A 16205-nucleotide genomic window follows, 5' to 3' on the forward strand; every position below is an offset into this window, starting at 1 on the left:
GGGGTCACCCCTCCGATCCGCGGGCACTGCCGTGCTCGGGCTCGGGCTCCTCGCGCCCGGACGGGCCGGGTTCGGCCTCGGCGATGGCGTCGGCGCGGCGGCCGACGACGGCCGCGGCGGCGAGGGCGCTGCCGACGAAGGCCGTGGCGACCACCCAGGGCTGGTCGAGGACGTGCCCGGTGGCGTGGTCGAGGGAGTAGCGGCCGGCTCCGGCGATGCCGAGGGCGGCGGCGGTGAAGCCGAGGAAGGCGGGGTACTCGTAGCCGCCGGCCATGGCGAAGAAGCCGGCCGGCAGGTGCACGGCGACCGCGCCGGCCATGGCGCCCGCGGCGGCGGCGCCGGCCGCCGGGGTGGCGAGGCCGAGGGCGAGCAGGGCGCCGCCGCCCGCCTCACCGAGTCCCGCGGCGACGGCGCTCTCCCGGCCGGGCGAGAAGCCCATGGCCTCCATCGCCTGGGTGGTGCCCTCGATGCCGCCACCGCCGAACCAGCCGAAGAGCTTCTGGGCCCCGTGCGCGACGAGCACGGCGCCGGTGCCGACCCGCAGCGCGAGCAGCCCGAGGTCGCGGCGGTTGAGAGCGGTCATGGGTACTCCCGTAAGGACGCGGGCGCGGCGGGTGCACGCGCCCTCGACAGGTCTTCTCCGTCCACTCTGCTCCGCACGGGCGTGCGACCTGATGCGTTGTTCGTCCGAACAGGTCATCTTTTGCGGCGTTCGTCGGCTGTTGCTTTAGTGAGAGCGCTGGTGACGGCCGACGAGAGTGGTGAGGCATGACCGCCGATGCCGGGGAGACCGCGGCCCTGCGCGCGAGGATCCGGGAGCTGATGCCCCGGGCCAAGGAGGACCTGACGGCGCTGGTGGCCATGCGTTCGGTCGCCGACCCTCGCCAGTTCCCCCCGGAGGAGTGCGCCGCGGCGGCGGACTTCCTCGTCCGGGCCTTCACGGACGCCGGGCTCCGGGACATGCGCCGGGTGACCACCCCGGACGGCACGGACGCGGTGGTCGGGCACGCCCCCGGCCCCGAGGGCGCGCCCACCGTGCTCCTGTACTGCCACTACGACGTGCAGCCGCCGCTCGACGACGCGGCCTGGCGGACCCCGCCCTTCGAACTGACCGAGCGCGACGGGCGCTGGTACGGGCGCGGCACCGCCGACTGCAAGGGCAACATCGCCATGCATCTGACGGCCCTGCGGGCGCTGGGCGGCCCCGAGGGCAGGGGCTTCCCGGTGAACCTGAAGTTCGTGGCGGAGGGATCCGAGGAGCAGGGCACCGGCGGACTGGAACGGTTGGTGCCGCAGCATCCCGAACTCTTCTCCGCGGACGCGCTGTTGATCTGCGACACCGGCAACTTCGCGCTCGGCCTGCCCACCGCGACGACCTCGCTGCGCGGACTGGCCAACGTCGTCGTGACCGTCTCCACGCTCAAGGGCGAGATGCACTCCGGCATGTTCGGCGGTCCGGCCCCGGACGCGCTCGCCGCCCTCGTGCGGATCCTGGACAGCCTGCGCGACGACGCCGGCAACACCACCGTCAAGGGCCTTGCCGGCGACGGCGGCTGGGACGGAGTCGACTACCCCGTCGAGCAGTTCCGGGCCGACGTCGGCGCCCTCGACGGCGTGTCCCTGCTCGGTACGGGCTCGGTCGCCGACGAGCTGTGGGCCCGGCCCGCCGTGACGGTCCTCGGCATCGACTGCCCGCCCGTGGTGGGCTCGTCGGCGGCCGTCCAGGCGACCGTACGGGCCCGGGTCAGCCTCCGGGTGCCGCCGGGCACGGACGCGGAGAAGGCGCGGGCCGCACTCACCGGGCATCTGATCGACGCGGCGCCTTGGGGCGCACGGGTCGAGGTCGAGCCGGAGAGCGCCGGCCAGCCCTTCCGGGCGCGCGCCGACGGCCCGGCCTACCGGGCGCTGGGCGCGGCGCTCCGGCAGGCGTACGGGACGGAGATGGTGCAGGCCGGGCAGGGCGGCTCGATCCCGCTGTGCAACGTGCTCGGCGCGCAGTTCCCCGACGCGGAGATCGCCCTGATCGGGGTCGAGGAGCCGGGCTGTCTCATCCATGCGCCCAACGAGAGCGTCGACCCGACGGAGATCGAGAACATGGCGCTCGCCGAGGCCCTGTTCCTGAGCACCTACGCGACCGCGCGCTGAACGGGCGCGGAGAGAAGGGGACACCCCCATGGCACAGACACACCCCCACGTGCCGTACGACCGCCCTTCGCCGGAGGACGTACCGCCCGGGCCGCTCGGGATGCTGGCCGGCATGGCCTGGCAGGCCCTCCTGCTGTCCGGCCTCGTCGCCCTCGTCATGGGCGTGCTCGTCCTGGTGTGGCCGGGGCAGTCGCTGACCGTCGCCGGCGTGCTGTTCGGTCTGTACCTGCTCGTCAGCGGAGTGATGCGCCTGGTCGCGGCCTTCGGCACGCACATGCGGACCTCGCTGCGGGTCATGGCCTTCATCAGCGGCGCCCTGTCGATCCTGCTGGGCCTGTTCTGCTTCCGCGGCGCGATGCAGTCGGTGCTGCTGCTCGCGCTGTGGATCGGCATCGGCTGGCTGTTCCAGGGCATCACGCAGACGGTGGCGGCCGCCTCCGACCCGACCATGCCGGCCCGCGGCTGGCAGGTCTTCCTGGGCGTCGTCAGCGCGCTCGCCGGTGTGGTGCTCATCGTCTCGCCGCTCGAGTCGGCGGAGGTGCTCGTCCTGTTGGGCGGCATCTGGCTGGTGGCGGTGGGCGTGGCCGAGATCGTGACCGCGTTCATGGTGCGCTCGCGGGCCAGGCTCATCCCACCGGGCACCTGAGCGGCACGCACCCGTTCACGCACTTCAGGCCCGCCCGGTCCGCCCGGGCGGGCCTTGCGCTACATTTTGCCGGTCCTTGACCGCGATCGTTCACGATCACTTTCCCCCCGGAGCCGGCATTCCATGAGCGACATCGTCAACGGCCTCGGCCGGACCGCGGCGTACGGCGCCCTCGGCGTCGTCCTGCTGATCCTCGGCATCGTCCTCGTCGACCTCCTGACGCCCGGCAAGCTCGGCCGCCAGATCTGGGAGGACCGCAACCGCAACGCCGCGGTGCTGCTGAGCTCCGCGCTCCTCGGCATAGGCGGCATCGTCTTCACCTCCATCTGGACGACGTACGACGACTTCGCCAAGGGCCTCGTGTCCACGGCCGCGTTCGGGCTGCTCGGCCTGGCGATGATGGCCGTGGCGTTCTGGGTGGTCGACCTCGTCACCCCGGGCAAGCTGGGCAAGACCCTCGTCGACCCGGAGCCGCACCCGGCGGTGTGGGTGACGGCCTCCTGCAACATCGCGGTGGCGGCCGTGATGTCCGCCTCGATCGCCTGACCGGACGCCCGGCTCCCCGGGCGCCGGCCCGCACACCCTGCCCGGCGCCGCCCCGACCCCTCCGGCCGGCGCCGCCCCGGCCGCATCGCCGGCCCGCGGGCGTCCGACGCCGACCGGCCCGGCACGCAGGCGTGCAGGCGTGCAGGCGTCGGCCACTGTCCGAGCCCGGCCTCGGCGCACCGGCCGGATCGCGGGGCCTGCGGGATGCGCCTCGGAGTCGACGGTCACACCGCGGGAGCCGCCGGCTCCACCTCCAGATAGCGGTGGCGGCGGGGGCCCCGGTAGAGAAGGGCGTCCCAGCCGAGCGGCGCGAGGGCGGAGGCGCAGGCGGTGAGAGCCGCCTCCCCCTCTTGGGCGGCGCCCGAGCCCGGGGGCCCGAGCCATTCCACGACGACCGTGCCGAGGCGTTCCCCGGGCGCGACGCGGTAGCCGGTGGCGACGCGCGCGCCTGAGTCGTCCAGCGCCGACGGGGGCCGTTTCGCGGCCTCCAGGGCCAGGGCCACCGCGCGCACCGGCTGCCGGAGCTCCCATTCCGCGGGGCGGGCGGCGGGGTCCCCGCCGCCCGGCCGGTTGGTCACGCGGCGGATCTGCAGGAGCCCTTCGAACGCGGCCCGCACCTCCCGGGAGCGCTGTTCCGCGTCGTCCTCGGGCAGCGGCGGCCCGTCCCCGGTGGCCGCCGCGAAGCCCGCGCTCACAGCAGCCGCCGGATGTCGCCGCGGACGCGGTAGAAGCCGCCGGACGCCGCGTGCAGCGCATCGACCACGTACCGGGCGCCGGGCTCGCGGATGGACCGCGGGAACTGCACGTTCCACCGGGTCTCGTAGCCCTCGGTCAGGACGTGGACGCGGGTGCGGGCGCCCTCCTGGACGCACTCCACGACGATCGACCCCGCCGGAGCGACGCTGACCGCGTCGACGGCCGCGACGGTGGTGGCCGGTGCATACGTGGGCAGCGCGGCGGCGAGCTTGACGTCGTGGGCGACCGGGACGTCGCCCTGCTGCGCGGCCGCGACGGCCGCATCGCTCGCGTCCACGCACAGCAGCGAGCCGTCCGTGGTCACCAGATAGAGCCGCTCGTCGTGGTACTGCATGGAGAGCGCCGAACCGCCGCCGGTGCCCAGCTTCCACAGGCGCGTGCCGTCCTCCGCGAAACAGTAGACGGACGAGGCGCCGTCGCCCGCGAAGACGAACCGGCCGCCGGGCGAGGTCGCGCACGAGTAGACCACGCTGTCACAGGCGTACACGGCCTCGGTCCGACCGTCCTTCTTGGCCAGTCGGTGCACCTTGCGGCGGCCGGTGCCGGCGTAGACGGCGGTGTCCTCCTGCCAGCCGAAGAGCACCCCGCCCTCGGTGCGGGTGTGCCAGAGCTCGCCGCCGCCGTCGGGTGCGTAGGCGGTGACGCCCTGGCTGTCGCCGTAGTAGACGGCGGTCCCGTCGGCGCGGACCATCCACGCGTGCTCGCCGCGGCCGCCGCGGGCCCACTGGTGCTCGTCCTCGTGGTCGATGACGGTGAGGCGGCCGGAGCGGTCGGCGACGTTCAGCACGCCCTCGTGGATGTCGAGCCAGAAGATGTCGACGTCGGCGGCGATGTCGTAGGCGGCGAAGGGCAGCTTGGACGACAGGTCGTAGACCCGGCCGTCGTCGCAGCCCGCATAGATCCAGAAGTCGTCGGCGACCAGGCACTTGACGCCGTCGGGCAGACCGAAGCGGGCCAGGACCTCACCGGTGTGGCTCAGCGTGAAGACCTCTCCGGCCTGGTTGCCGACCCAGCAGCGCTCGTCGTCCACGTGGATGCCGAAGGCGGCGGACCCGGTGCGGAAGCGCCACAGCACGGGGGCCACCGCGCGGGCCGTGGAGGGCGCGGACACGACGGCGCGCCGGGTCACCGAGCGCGGCGCGCGCTGCCCCTGGACGGCCGGCGCATAGCCCTTGCGGACCTTCTCCCCTATCTTCTTCGCCGCCGCGGCCCGCGCCTTGTCGGGCGTCGCGAAGGTCGAGGTCTGCGTCTGGCCCGCCGCACCGATCCGTCCGTAACGGACCGACACCACGGTGCCGTCGACCGTCACTTCGTAGAACTTGTGCGCGCCGCCGCCGTCCTGCGACAGCTCCAGATAGGTCTTCGTCGTCATGTCCTGAACGGTAGGGGGTGCCACTGACAACGCGGCCGGCCGGACGCGCCGCGCGCAGCTCGCACACCCGGGGTGCGCGTCCGCCGTCCCGTGCCGTCGTGGACGGCACGGGACACGCGGGTGGCTACCGTGCCAGGAACTCCCGGCGCAGGCCTTCGAGGATGCGCGCCGCTTCGGGGAGATCAGCGGTGCGGCAGCGCGCGATGGCCGCCGTCAGGCGCGTGACCGCGTCGTCGCGGCGGCCGAGGCCGTTGGCCTCGATCAGTGCGGCGATGCGGACGGCCTCGGCGCGCGGGACCTCCCCGTCCTCGCCGCCGCTCCGGTGAGCGGCGATCGCGGCCTCGGCCTCGGCGAGCGCCTCGGTGAAGCGCTCGGCGTCGGCGAGGACCAGCGCGCGGCGGTAGTGGACGGACCCCTCCTCGTACCAGCGGGCGAAATCCTCGGAACCCTCCGCGACGGCGCCGAGAACGGCGTCGGCCCGGGCGAGATGGGCCAGCGCCGCCTCCGTTCCCTCCGCGTGCCCGGCCTGCACGGTGAGCCGGGCGAACTCGCGCATCATGTCGACGACCACCGGCGCGTTGGGGGCCTCGGCATGGCAGGCGACGGCCCGCTCGTACGCCGAGTCGGCCGCCTCCCAGCGGTCGGCCATCGCCAGCGTGACCGCGGCCTCCGCCGCCACCAGGGTCTGCACGGGACCGGCGTCCTCCCAGCCGGCGACCGTGTCGGCGAGGCGCAGGAACTCCTCGGCGGCCGGCAGGTACTCCTCCAGGTCGCGCAGTCCGCGCGCCAGCGTCAGACGTGCCTGGGCGAGCGGGCGGTGCTCGAGCGAACTCGTCGCCTCGTCGCCCAGGACCGACTCCAGGACGGCGACGGCGTCCGCCTGCTGCCCGCCGCGGGCCAGGACGTCAGCGAGCTGCAGCCGCGTCCGGGTGGCCTCCTCGGGGTCCTCCTCCTGGTCGAAGCGTGCCGCCGCCTCCGAGAGGTACCGCACGGCGCCCGCCGTGTCGCCGAGGTGCGAGGCCGCGTGGCCCAGCAGCGCGTAGGACGGCGTCAGCGGGAAGTCCACGTCGTCGTGACGCACCGCGTCGGCGATCGCCTGGTGGAGCAGTTCGACGGCCTCGGCCGGCTGCTCCGCGGCCAGCAGGATCTGCGCGAGCAGACCGCGGGAACGCGAGCCGCGCCAGGGACGGTCCGAGGCGTCCAGGATGTCGAGGACCGCGCGCAGCTCGGCCTCGGCGCCCGCGACGTCGCCCCGGCGCAGCGCCACGTCCCCGGCGTACTGGCGGGCGGCGGCCACCTGGTGCGGCACCGAGAGCCGCTCGGCCTCGGTGCGCAGCGTGCGGGTGCGCTCCTCGAACCGCTCCAGGGCGGTGTCGGAGGGTTCCGGGAGCTGTCCCAGGAGCTCTTGGTGTGCGGCGTAGACGCAGGCGTTGAGTACCACGAGGTACTCGAGACGGCGCTCTCGGCCCACGTCGGAGGCGACCGCGACCTCGCCCTCCGAAGCCGAGTCCCCGGTGAACGGCCTTTCGGCGAGCAGCAGTCGGGCCGCGTGTGCGCACGCGTCCACGGCGGCTCGCATCGCCTCGGCGTCCTGGGCGCCGTCGCCGTCCCCCTTCCCGTCACCATCCGCGTCCTTGTCCGCCTCCGTGTCGACGTCCGTCGTCCACGCGAGGGCCCGGGTGCGGGCCGAGAGGGCGTGCCATGGCATGTCCAGCCCGTCGAAGAGCTCCGAGGCCCGGCGGAGTTCGGCGGCTCCCTCCTCGTTCCGCTCCTCGCGGCCGAGGCGCGTCACGCGGTGCTCGGCGAGCTCCGCGGACAGCAGGTCCCGCGGGCCGAGGCCGTCCTCGTGCGCACCGGTGCCGTCGGCGAGGCGCTCCGCGACGCGGTCCCACAGCCGGTGCGCGCTCGGATGCCCCTGGTGGTTCAACCGGCGCGCCTCCAGCACCAGCGCCACGAAGTCCTCCGGGGCCTCGGCCACGGCGGCGGACGGCGTGCTGACGGGAAGGGCGGCCGTCCCCCGGGCGGCGGGCGTCCGCAGGCCGAGCGGCAGCGGTTCGGCGAGCACCGGGGTCCGGTCGAGGCGCGCCCGGCGCAGGTCGCCGACGGCCCCGGTGCCGTTGCGGGCGTCGAAGGCCGCGGCGAGCGGATCGGCCTCCGCCCGGACGTGGGCGAGGAGTTCGCCCACCGACCAGGTGCGGCCGGCCGGCCCCGCGACGGTCGTGTCGGCGTGGCCGTCGTCGGCGAGGCGGGCGAGGAGCACTTCGGCACCGGTGAGAAAGCCGAGGTGGTCGAGGGGGGCGCCGGTGGCCTCGAAGAGCGGGCGGTTCTCGGCGAGGATCTCCAGGCCGCGGCCCTCGTTCCGGGAGAGCGCGCAGAACTCGAGGTGGAGTCCGACCTCGTGCTGCATGCCGGTGTTGCCGCGGACCCGCCGGTAGCCGGTGAGGTGATGGGAGCGCGCCTCGTCCGTGCGACCGGTGCGGAGCAGCGGAAGCAGCGCGCGGGCCTGGCTCGCCTGCGGCTCTTCGCCGCAGCCCTGCCTTCCGTCCAGCACCGGCTGCCAGGTGTCGAGGGCCCCCGCGTCGTCTCCGGTCGTCACCTGGTGCCAGGCGAGGTGCCGGGTCTCGCAGGCCTCGCAGTCGCTCAGCTCGCTGCGGGGCCTGGTGGCCCACAGGTCGTAGGCGTCGGCGAGGCCCGTCCCGGTCTGGTGCGCGACGTGGTAGCGCATGGCGGCGACGGGCTGCGGGGAGTGGCCGGCCGCCTCGTAGCGGTCGCGCATCTGGTCGATCCAGCCGTGCACGGCCGCGAGGGGCACCTCGGGGACCTGGAGCAGGGAGGTGGTGACCCACTTGAAGCGCCAGAAGACCTGGTGGGCGCCCCACTCGCCGAAGGCACCGGGGTCGGTGTCCCACAGTTTGAGGATGCGGGCGAAGGCGACGGGCGACTTGCGGTGCTCGCCGGTGAACTCGTACGCCGTCATCAGTTCGAGGAGAGCGGTGGCGAGGACGTCCGGCTTGTCGACGGCTTCGGCGGCCTCGACGAGCTCCTCGGCGGTGACGGTGCGCGGCAGTCCGTGCGGACGCTCGTGGTTCTCTCGGAGTGCTTCGAGGACGGCCTCGGGGGTGTCCGGCATCTCTACAGTTCCTTCCGGGGCTCGGAGCCGGGGGCGTCGGCGCCGGGGTGGTGCATCGCGTGGGTGAGCAGGCCGATGAAGGCGCGGTTGAGCAGGGCGCTCTCGCTCGCGCGCAGCGGGCGGCGGCTCAGGAGCAGGGCCTGGCCGTAGAGGGCCTCGGCGGTGGTGACGGCGAGGCCGCGTTCGGTGATCGTGGTGGCCTGACGGACCAGCGGGTTCAGGTGGTTGAGGACCAGCTGGGCGCGTGGGGCGTCGTGGCGCAGGGAGCCGAGGATGTCCGCCCACAGGCCGTCGCTGTCGGCGGCGAGGCTCGACCGGGTGCGTTCGTGGCGCGCGTCGCGGTTGTCGAGGAGAAGGGCCGGCGCGGTGACGGGCTGGAAGTCGCGCAGGACGACGTCGCAGTCGTGGACTCCGATCGTCTCCCTCGCGACGGCGAGGAAGCCGGCCGCGCGCAGCTCGGCCCTCGGGTCCACGGCGTCCAGGTGGGCGGTGACCGTGGCCGGGTCGAGGTCCGTGACGGCCGTGCCGGGCCGGATCTCGGGCAGCCGGTGCACGAGGTCGCGGTCATAGGTGTAGCCGCCGTTGACGACGCCGAGCCCGGCGGCCGCGGCGATCGGGGCGACCTGCCGGAACTCCTCGACGCTCCGGGTCACCAGCACGGTCGCGTGGGTCCGGGCGAACTCCTCCAGGGTGACGTTGCCGTCGGTGGTCTCGAAGGGCAGCCAGGGCAGGACGATCCGCAGCAGCTCGTCGTCGTACCGGGCGAGTGCCTTGACCGCGAGGTGGTGGGTGTCGATGAAGCGGTGCAGCAGGGCCGGGTCGCTGGCGGCGAGCCCGGTGACCCAGTCGCGGATCCGCTCGCCGAGGGCGTCGCGTACGGCGGACAGCGTGCCGTCCTCGTACAGCGACTCCCGTGAGGCGGTCGGGCGGAGGCTGGTGGTGTCGACCACGCAGCGCACGAAGAACGCCCAGTCCGGCAGCAGTTCCCGCGCCTGGTCGGTGAGCAGCATGCCCTTGAGGTGCACCCGGTGCCCCGCGCGCTGGGCGGGGCTGACGGCGGTGGGGAGCACGTACGCGACCCCGCGCAGTCCGGCGGCCGGAAGGTCCAGTTCGATGCTGTCGAGGGGCGTGAAGTCGAACAGCTCACGGCAGTAGGCCGTGAACGCCTCGCGACGGGCCAGCGGAGAGCGATGGGTCCGCTCCCACGGAGCGGTCTCGTTGACGCGGTGCCCGTCGCCCCGCGGACCGACGACGGTGACCTCGTGCCGCAGCAGACCGCCGTAGTGCCGGGCCAGTTCGACGACCTGGTCGTGGGCGGTCCACTCGGCGTTGTCCGCCCGGGGGACGAGGCGCACGGTCGTGCCTGGCTCGGGCACGGTCGACGCGGGGAGGGTGCGGATCGTGTAGCGCCCGTCGGAGTGGCCCCGCCACTCCACGGCGGGCGCGGCAGGGTCGGCGGCGGAGCGGCTGAGGACGGTGATCTCGTCGGCGACGACGAAGCAGGCGAGCAGGCCGATGCCGAACTGGCCGATGAACTCCCCGCGAGCGGCGTCGAGGCCGGCGCCGTCGAGCGCGCCCTCGGCGGTGCGCTTGGAGCTGCGTCCGATCGTGGCGAGGAAACGGTGGACGTCGGCCTCGGTCAGGCCGATGCCGGTGTCCGTGACGGTGAGGGTGTCACCGGTGCGCACCGTGATGGTGCCGGGCGCCCCGGGCGCCAGGGCCTGGCGGGCGGTGATGGCGTCGACGGCGTTCTGCAGCAGTTCGCGCAGGTAGACGCGGGGGCTGGAGTAGAGGTGGTGGGAGAGCAGGTCGACCAGGCCGCGGAGGTCGACCTGGAAGGTGTGTGCGGTCTCGGAATGGGACACCTGGCGCAGTCTTTCGGTGGCGCGCCCGCGCGCACCGGAGTGTCACGGGACGCGGGCGGGGTGGATTCGGGAGGGGTGGCGCGGGCCCCTACGGGGCGTACGGGGCCGGGCCGGAGGGTGGATGCCCGGGACGGACGGGCGTCCGGCGTCCGCCGATCGGCCCGCTGCCTTCCTGGAGCTGCCTTCGGGGAACCGTCCTCGGGGAACCGACGTCGGAGGGCGCTCAGCGGCCGGTGACCGAGCGGAACTGTTTGTAGGCCTTGGCCGGCTCGGCGGCGTCGACGTAGTACCAGGGGAACTCGGTGACCCGCCCCTGCGTGGCCCGGAAGCACTCGCGCGCGGAGGCGACGTCCCCGACCAGGGAGAAGGCCATGGCGAAGGTGTTGTAGACCTGGAGCCAGTTGCCCCGGCGCTCGAAGTCGGGGTGCCGGTAGGAGTGGTCGGCGGCCTGCTGCAGGGAACGGGCGACCTCCGGCCGCCGCATGTAGCGGGTGTCCGGTCCCCGGTCGAGGGCCAGCCAGTGTTCGACGTGAGCCACCGCGACGAGCTGGCCGAGCGCGGTGCCGGCCGGCGCGCCGAACGCCGACTCGTGTGCGAAGGCGTGCATCTCCTCGTGCGAGCCGCTCCACTTCTCGCACACCTGCTGCAACTGCTGCTGGTGCGCTCCCAGGTGGTACGGGTCGCGACGCACGGTCGCCGCGAACCGACGTCGCGCGGTGCCCGCGTCGATCTGGAGTCCGCGGCCGGTGATCTGCAGTCCGTACCACGGCGAGGTCCAGCCGGGCTGCTGCTCGGCGACCTCGTACAACCACGTCTCGGCCGCGCGGAGCCGCGCGTGGAACACCTCGAACTGCTCACGGGACACGTCCTGCGCGCGGGCGCCGGTCCGCGCCTCCCAGCCCCAGCAGATGTGCCGGATGCCGGCCACGAGACGGGGCAGAGGGGCTTCCGGCTCGGCCTCCAGGACCGGCGTGATCCACTCCTCCACTCCGGAGGTGTCGCCGACCGCCCACAGGAGCTCGGTCCGGTCCTCGCTCTCCGCGCGTGCCTCCAGCACGGCCTTCACCGCCGGCCAGTCGGCGGCCGCCGCCGCCTCCCGCACCCGCCGGACGTCGGGATCGCCGGAGTCCTGCTGCACCTTCGGCACGGGCCGTCCGACCCATGTCCCCAGCGTGAGCCCCCAGTCCCGGAGCAACGCCATGTCCCCACCCCTTGCTGTGTACGAACGGGCAGGTCGTCGGTCGCCCCCGCCCGGTGGAGTAGTGACTATCACGCGCATCCGACAATCGCACGCCGGTAAACGTCCGACGGGGGGCCGGGAACTCCGGCCTATTCGACGGTCAGGTGATACACGACGTCCAGCCAGAAGCCGTCGGTGGTCTCGGCCCTGAAGTCGACGAGGTACGAGCCGGGCGACAGCGGGGCGATCGCGGACCACATGCCCCAGCAGCGGTGGAACCACAGCCGGTGGTGGAACGCCGGAGACACGTACTCCGTCACCTCCAGGGGTACGCCGTCGAGGTGGGCGGTGGCCGTCAGAACCTCCGGGACCCGGCTCCACCCGCCCGGCAGCGTCCACCACTGGTTGATGACGGGGAAGAAGACCGGCGTTCCGGCCGGCACCGTGCAGTGACGGACGACCCTGCCACCGAAGTTGCCTGCCAGGAACCACACGTCCCGCGGCTGGCGCCGACCCCCGTGCTTCCCCTCACGGTCGCGGATCGGGTCGAGCCAGCGAGGCGCCGACCGCGCCCACCGGTACCAGCGGGCCGACAGCGCCCCGCCCATGTCGTCGGTCAGCTTCCAGTCGACGTCCTGCACCGTCATGCCCCACCCCTGTGTCCTCACGCCGCTCACGGCTCCCGCCCGCGAACAGACTGTAGGGGAACCGAGGACGGGGCTTCAGGCCCGGGGCACAGGCAGCCCGGTCGCGGTCGTGCGGCGACGGGGGGCTCCGGGGCCGTGCGCCGACCTGGGTCCGGCGCGCCGCGCGCGTGGTCGCACGCCCGGCGCCGGTGGGGGATCCGGGCGCCGTACGCCGGCGGGGTGGTCGCGCGCCGTGCGGCCTACGGGGCCCCCGGGGGCCGTCCGGTGCTCCGCCGTCCCACTCCGCCGAAGGCTCAGCCGCCGTACGCCTGGGGGTCGGCCAGGATGTCGCGCAGGACGAGGGCCGCCGCACCGCGGGCGGCGTCGGCGGTGGTGGAGGCGGCGCGCAGCCGGCCCCTGGCCGGGGTCCACAGGCCGGAGACGACGCGGAGGCCCAGTTCGGCCTCGGCGGCGGGGGCGAGCCAGCGCATGAGGCGCGGGTAGATGCCCCCGAGGACCACGGCCTGGGGGTCGAGCAGGTTCACGGCGCCGGAGACGGCGACGCCGAGCATCCGGCCGGCCTCGTCGAGTGCGGCGAGGGTCCGCGACTCCCCTTCCCGCGCCCGTCGTTCGAGGGCGTCGACGTCGCGCACGCCCGCGGCGCGCAGCAGCGCGGACTGGCCGGCGTAGCGTTCCAGGCAGCCGTGGGAGCCGCAGCGGCAGCGGGGGCCGTCCGGGGTGACGGTGAGGTGCCCGATCTCGCCGGCGAAACCATGGGCGCCGCGCAGGAGTTCGCCGTCGAGGACGATCGCGCCGCCCACCCCGATCTCGCCGGTGACGTGCACGAAGCTGCGGATGCCGCCCAGGTCGCCGAACCACAGCTCGGCGAGGGCGGCGACGTTGGCCTCGTTGTCCGAGGCGACGGGCAGGGCCGGGGCGCCGGACGGCCGGACGGCGTGCAGGGCGCGGGCGAACAGGGCGTCCGCGTCGACCCGGTTCCAGCCGAGGTTGGGGGCCTGCTGCACGGTACCGCCGGCGACCAGTCCGGGTAGCGCGAGCCGTACGCCGGTGGGCCGCAGGCCCCGGTCGGCGGCCTCCGCCAGGACGTCGGCGGCGATGGCGGCCGCCCGGCGCAGCACCTCGACGGGGGCGAGGGCGCGGTTCTCGACGGGTACGGTGCGGCGCACCCGGTCCGCTCCGGTGAGGTCGGCGACGCAGACGCCGACGTAGTCGACGTTGAGCTCGACGCCGAGGCCGGCGGGGCCGGTGGTCGCGGGCTTCAGGACGGTGCCGGGCCGTCCGGCGGAGCCGCTGAAAGTCTTGCCGGACTCGACGAGGAGGCCGCGCTCCAGGAGCTCTTCGACCAGCGAGGAGACGGCGGCGCGGGTGAGCCCGACGCGGGCCGCGACCGCGGCGCGGGTCGTCTCGCCGGACTCGTGCACGGTGCGCAGCACGAGGCTCAGGTTGTGCCGGCGTACGCCTGCCTTGTCGGCCTTGGGCTCCGGGGCGTCCATGCGGGTGTTCATCGTGCGCCGAGCCTAACCCCAGGGGGACCGAACGGCCCCGGTGAGGACGGATGCGGAGGGCGGGGACCGCCAGGCGGCGGTTCGGTCACCGAACTCTTGGAGATAGGGTCTGTCCATGACACTTCCGCGCGACTACGGCGGGCAGAGCTGCGCCCTGTCCCGGTCGATGGAGATCGTCGGCGAGCGCTGGACGCTGCTGATCGTGCGGGACGCGTTCCAGGGGGTACGCCGCTTCGGCGAGTTCGCCGCGCACCTGTCGGTCCCGCGTGCCGTGCTCACCGACCGGCTCGCCACGCTCACCGGTGCCGGAGTGCTCGAACGCCGCCCCGGCGCCGGCCGGCGCGAGGTGTACGGGCTCACCGCCAAGGGGATCGCGCTCTGGCCGGCCGTCCGCGCGCTCAGCGCGTGGGGCGAGCGGTTCCACCCGGCGGAGGGCGGGGCGCGCCGTGTCTACGTGCATGCCGCCGACGGGGCTCCGGTCGACGAGGACGGGCGCTGCACGGCCTGCGGCGGCCACGTCCCCGTGGCCGATCTGGTCGTCGTCCCCGGCCCGGGGCCGCGCCCGCCCGCCCCGGCGCCGATCCCGTGACGGCCGCGCCGGCCGGGCCGCACCGGCTGCTCACCCCGCTGCTTCCCCACTCAGCCCCCAGAGAGGTCGTAGAACGATGAGGATCCTGGTCGTCGGCGCCGGTGCCACCGGTGGCTACTTCGGTGCCATGCTCGCCCGCGCCGGACAGGACGTCACCTTCCTCGTCCGTCCCGCCCGCGCCGAGGCGCTGCGCCGGCGCGGCCTGCGGGTCGTCGGCAGGGACGAGGAATGGCGGGTCGAGCCCGTGCTGCTCACCGCGGCGGAGCTGGCCGCCGCGCCGCTCCCGTACGACCTGGTGCTGCTCTCGGTGAAGGCGACCGCCCTCGCGGCGGCGATGGAGGACCTCGCCCCGGCCGTCGGGCCGGACACGGCGATCGTGCCGCAGCTCAACGGCTTCGCCCATCTCGACGCGCTCGCCGCCCGGTTCGGGGCCGGCCGGGTGCTCGGCGGGGTCGCGAAGGTGGTCACGACGCTCGACGCGGAGGGCGACATCCGGCGGCTCGCGCCGCTCGCCCACCTCACCCTGGGCGAGCCGGACGGCACCGTCTCGCCGCGGGTCGAGGCGATCCGGAAGGTGCTCGTGGACGCGGGCATCGACGCGCAGGTGCCGGAGAACGTGCTGACCGCCATGTGGCACAAGTGGGTCTTCATCACCACGTTCGGCGCGCTGACCAGTCTGATGCGCGGCACGGTCGGCGACGTCAACGCGCAGCCGGGCGGTACCGAGCTGGCCACCGGTCTGCTCGACGAGGCCTCCGCCGTGGCGGCGGCCGCCGGCCATCCGGTGCCCGAGGCGGAGCGCCGGATGAGCCTGGACGTGGTGACGGCCGCCGGCTCCCCCATGGTGCCCTCGCTCTATCGCGACCTCGTGTCCGGCCGGCCCACCGAGGTCGAGCACCTCTTCGGCGACCTGACGCAGCGGGGCCGCGCGCTGGGCGTGCCGACGCCCCTGCTCGACCTGGCGACCCTGCACCTGCGGATCCACCAGGCGCGGGTCGGGCACGCCTCCTAGGGAGCGACGAAGAGCCGCGGAAAACGGGGCCCGAGCCAGGGCTTGCGGCCCCAGGCGAGTGCCCGGCCGGTGGCCATCACCGGCACCGGGTCGATGCGCCCGAGCGCCATGAGCAGGAAGGCGACGGGCTCGGTCAGGATGGTGCAGTCGGCGCGGTCGACCGGGCCCTCGACCGTCGTGACCTTGCCGTCGGCGACGGTCGCGCCGAACTGGGCGCCGCCCCACAGACGGACGCGGAACCGGGCGTCGAGTCCGGCGAGGGCGGCCGGAGCCGCCACCCGGGGCATCGCCGCGACCATGAACGGCAGGGTCAGCTCGACCCGGCCGCGGTCCAGCATGTGCGGGCGGCCGAGCGCCCGGGCCAGGTCGTAGCCGTGCCCGAGCATGTGGGTGAGCAGGTACGCGCCGAGCGCGGCCGGGCCGAGCGGGCCCATGGGGGTCTGCACGACCTCTTCCGGCGCGCGCTCCTCGACAGCGTCGAGGAAGGCCAGGGCCCGGTCGTGGATCAGGTCGGCGAGCGGCCTGGCGGCCCGCTCGGGAAAGGCCGCCAGGGCCTCCTCGTTGGCGGCCGCGAGGCTCTCGGGGGTGCCGTCCCCGTACGGGCGGGGCCGGCCGGCGGCCAGGTCGGCCATCAGCTCGTTGGCCTGCCCGAGATGGGCCGCGGCCTCGCCGAACGTCCACGTCGAGCGCGGTACGGGGCCTTCGGTGCCGGGCGCGGCCCGGACGACCTCGGCGATGTCCCGGGCGGTGTCGCGTATCGCCTCGCCGAGCCCTTCCGGCAGCACGCCCATGTCTCCCCCAGCTCGCCCGCC

The 16205-nt window shown here is 74.6% G+C and carries 14 protein-coding genes; 5 read left to right on the forward strand and 9 right to left on the reverse strand.

Annotated features, from left to right (window positions below):
* Positions 1 to 4: 4 nt before the first annotated feature.
* Positions 5 to 583 (reverse strand): DoxX family membrane protein, encoded by a 579-nt coding sequence (locus ACGF1Z_RS04270; protein WP_392999693.1) that lies wholly within the window; start codon positions 581 to 583, stop codon positions 5 to 7.
* Between the two features lie 185 nt (positions 584 to 768).
* Between ACGF1Z_RS04270 and ACGF1Z_RS04275 the strand changes: the two genes are divergently transcribed.
* From ACGF1Z_RS04275 to ACGF1Z_RS04285, 3 genes are all read left to right on the forward strand, one after another.
* Positions 769 to 2145 (forward strand): dipeptidase, encoded by a 1377-nt coding sequence (locus ACGF1Z_RS04275; RefSeq protein ID WP_392999695.1) that lies wholly within the window; start codon positions 769 to 771, stop codon positions 2143 to 2145.
* 28 nt (positions 2146 to 2173) lie between these two features.
* Positions 2174 to 2791, forward strand: coding sequence for an HdeD family acid-resistance protein (locus ACGF1Z_RS04280; protein ID WP_392999697.1), 618 nt, complete (start codon positions 2174 to 2176; stop codon positions 2789 to 2791).
* A gap of 123 nt (positions 2792 to 2914) precedes the next feature.
* Complete coding sequence (locus ACGF1Z_RS04285; RefSeq protein WP_392999699.1) at positions 2915 to 3337, forward strand: DUF350 domain-containing protein; 423 nt, start codon at positions 2915 to 2917, stop codon at positions 3335 to 3337.
* 224 nt (positions 3338 to 3561) lie between these two features.
* Here the strand turns inward: ACGF1Z_RS04285 and ACGF1Z_RS04290 are convergent, their stop codons facing one another.
* The 7 genes from ACGF1Z_RS04290 to ACGF1Z_RS04320 all read right to left on the reverse strand — a co-directional run bounded on the left by ACGF1Z_RS04290 (position 3562) and on the right by ACGF1Z_RS04320 (position 13792).
* Positions 3562 to 4032, reverse strand: coding sequence for a hypothetical protein (locus ACGF1Z_RS04290; RefSeq protein WP_392999701.1), 471 nt, complete (start codon positions 4030 to 4032; stop codon positions 3562 to 3564).
* Positions 4029 to 5465, reverse strand: coding sequence for a WGR domain-containing protein (locus ACGF1Z_RS04295; RefSeq protein ID WP_392999703.1), 1437 nt, complete (start codon positions 5463 to 5465; stop codon positions 4029 to 4031). Before ACGF1Z_RS04295 ends, ACGF1Z_RS04290 begins: the two co-directional genes overlap by 4 nt.
* Before the next feature lie 124 nt (positions 5466 to 5589).
* Complete coding sequence (locus tag ACGF1Z_RS04300; protein WP_392999705.1) at positions 5590 to 8595, reverse strand: hypothetical protein; 3006 nt, start codon at positions 8593 to 8595, stop codon at positions 5590 to 5592.
* A gap of 2 nt (positions 8596 to 8597) precedes the next feature.
* The gene (locus tag ACGF1Z_RS04305; RefSeq protein WP_392999707.1) at positions 8598 to 10460 is read right to left on the reverse strand and encodes an HSP90 family protein; all 1863 of its coding nucleotides are present in this window, start codon (positions 10458 to 10460) and stop codon (positions 8598 to 8600) included.
* A gap of 223 nt (positions 10461 to 10683) precedes the next feature.
* Complete coding sequence (locus ACGF1Z_RS04310; RefSeq protein WP_392999709.1) at positions 10684 to 11661, reverse strand: hypothetical protein; 978 nt, start codon at positions 11659 to 11661, stop codon at positions 10684 to 10686.
* Between the two features lie 128 nt (positions 11662 to 11789).
* Positions 11790 to 12287 carry a hypothetical protein gene (locus ACGF1Z_RS04315; RefSeq protein WP_392999711.1) on the reverse strand — a complete coding sequence of 166 codons (498 nt, stop codon included), beginning with the start codon at positions 12285 to 12287 and terminating at the stop codon, positions 11790 to 11792.
* Positions 12288 to 12580: 293 nt separating this feature from the next.
* Positions 12581 to 13792 (reverse strand): ROK family protein, encoded by a 1212-nt coding sequence (locus ACGF1Z_RS04320; RefSeq protein WP_392999713.1) that lies wholly within the window; start codon positions 13790 to 13792, stop codon positions 12581 to 12583.
* A 115-nt stretch (positions 13793 to 13907) separates the two neighbouring features.
* Between ACGF1Z_RS04320 and ACGF1Z_RS04325 the strand changes: the two genes are divergently transcribed.
* Both ACGF1Z_RS04325 and ACGF1Z_RS04330 read left to right on the forward strand, forming a co-directional pair.
* Positions 13908 to 14381, forward strand: a complete 474-nt coding sequence (locus tag ACGF1Z_RS04325; RefSeq protein ID WP_392999715.1) for a winged helix-turn-helix transcriptional regulator — start codon at positions 13908 to 13910, stop codon at positions 14379 to 14381.
* Between the two features lie 76 nt (positions 14382 to 14457).
* Positions 14458 to 15393 (forward strand): ketopantoate reductase family protein, encoded by a 936-nt coding sequence (locus ACGF1Z_RS04330; RefSeq protein ID WP_392999717.1) that lies wholly within the window; start codon positions 14458 to 14460, stop codon positions 15391 to 15393.
* Here ACGF1Z_RS04330 and ACGF1Z_RS04335 read toward each other — a convergent pair.
* Entirely contained in the window at positions 15390 to 16184 is a 795-nt protein-coding gene (locus ACGF1Z_RS04335; protein ID WP_392999719.1) for a maleylpyruvate isomerase family mycothiol-dependent enzyme, read from the reverse strand. The genes ACGF1Z_RS04330 and ACGF1Z_RS04335 overlap by 4 nt on opposite strands.
* Positions 16185 to 16205 lie beyond the last annotated feature (21 nt).

It is taken from the genome of Streptomyces sp. NPDC048018, assembly GCF_043202995.1.
Classification (GTDB): Bacteria; Actinomycetota; Actinomycetes; order Streptomycetales; family Streptomycetaceae; genus Streptomyces.

Coding starts and splice junctions, on each gene's coding strand:
- ACGF1Z_RS04310 (WP_392999709.1), bottom strand. CDS start 11,661: ATGGCGTTGCTCCGGGACTGGGGGCTCACGCTGGGGACATGGGTCGGA.
- ACGF1Z_RS04285 (WP_392999699.1), top strand. CDS start 2,915: ATGAGCGACATCGTCAACGGCCTCGGCCGGACCGCGGCGTACGGCGCC.
- ACGF1Z_RS04270 (WP_392999693.1), bottom strand. CDS start 583: ATGACCGCTCTCAACCGCCGCGACCTCGGGCTGCTCGCGCTGCGGGTC.
- ACGF1Z_RS04330 (WP_392999717.1), top strand. CDS start 14,458: ATGAGGATCCTGGTCGTCGGCGCCGGTGCCACCGGTGGCTACTTCGGT.
- ACGF1Z_RS04280 (WP_392999697.1), top strand. CDS start 2,174: ATGGCACAGACACACCCCCACGTGCCGTACGACCGCCCTTCGCCGGAG.
- ACGF1Z_RS04320 (WP_392999713.1), bottom strand. CDS start 13,792: ATGAACACCCGCATGGACGCCCCGGAGCCCAAGGCCGACAAGGCAGGC.
- ACGF1Z_RS04300 (WP_392999705.1), bottom strand. CDS start 8,595: ATGCCGGACACCCCCGAGGCCGTCCTCGAAGCACTCCGAGAGAACCAC.
- ACGF1Z_RS04335 (WP_392999719.1), bottom strand. CDS start 16,184: ATGGGCGTGCTGCCGGAAGGGCTCGGCGAGGCGATACGCGACACCGCC.
- ACGF1Z_RS04275 (WP_392999695.1), top strand. CDS start 769: ATGACCGCCGATGCCGGGGAGACCGCGGCCCTGCGCGCGAGGATCCGG.
- ACGF1Z_RS04315 (WP_392999711.1), bottom strand. CDS start 12,287: ATGACGGTGCAGGACGTCGACTGGAAGCTGACCGACGACATGGGCGGG.
- ACGF1Z_RS04325 (WP_392999715.1), top strand. CDS start 13,908: ATGACACTTCCGCGCGACTACGGCGGGCAGAGCTGCGCCCTGTCCCGG.
- ACGF1Z_RS04295 (WP_392999703.1), bottom strand. CDS start 5,465: ATGACGACGAAGACCTATCTGGAGCTGTCGCAGGACGGCGGCGGCGCG.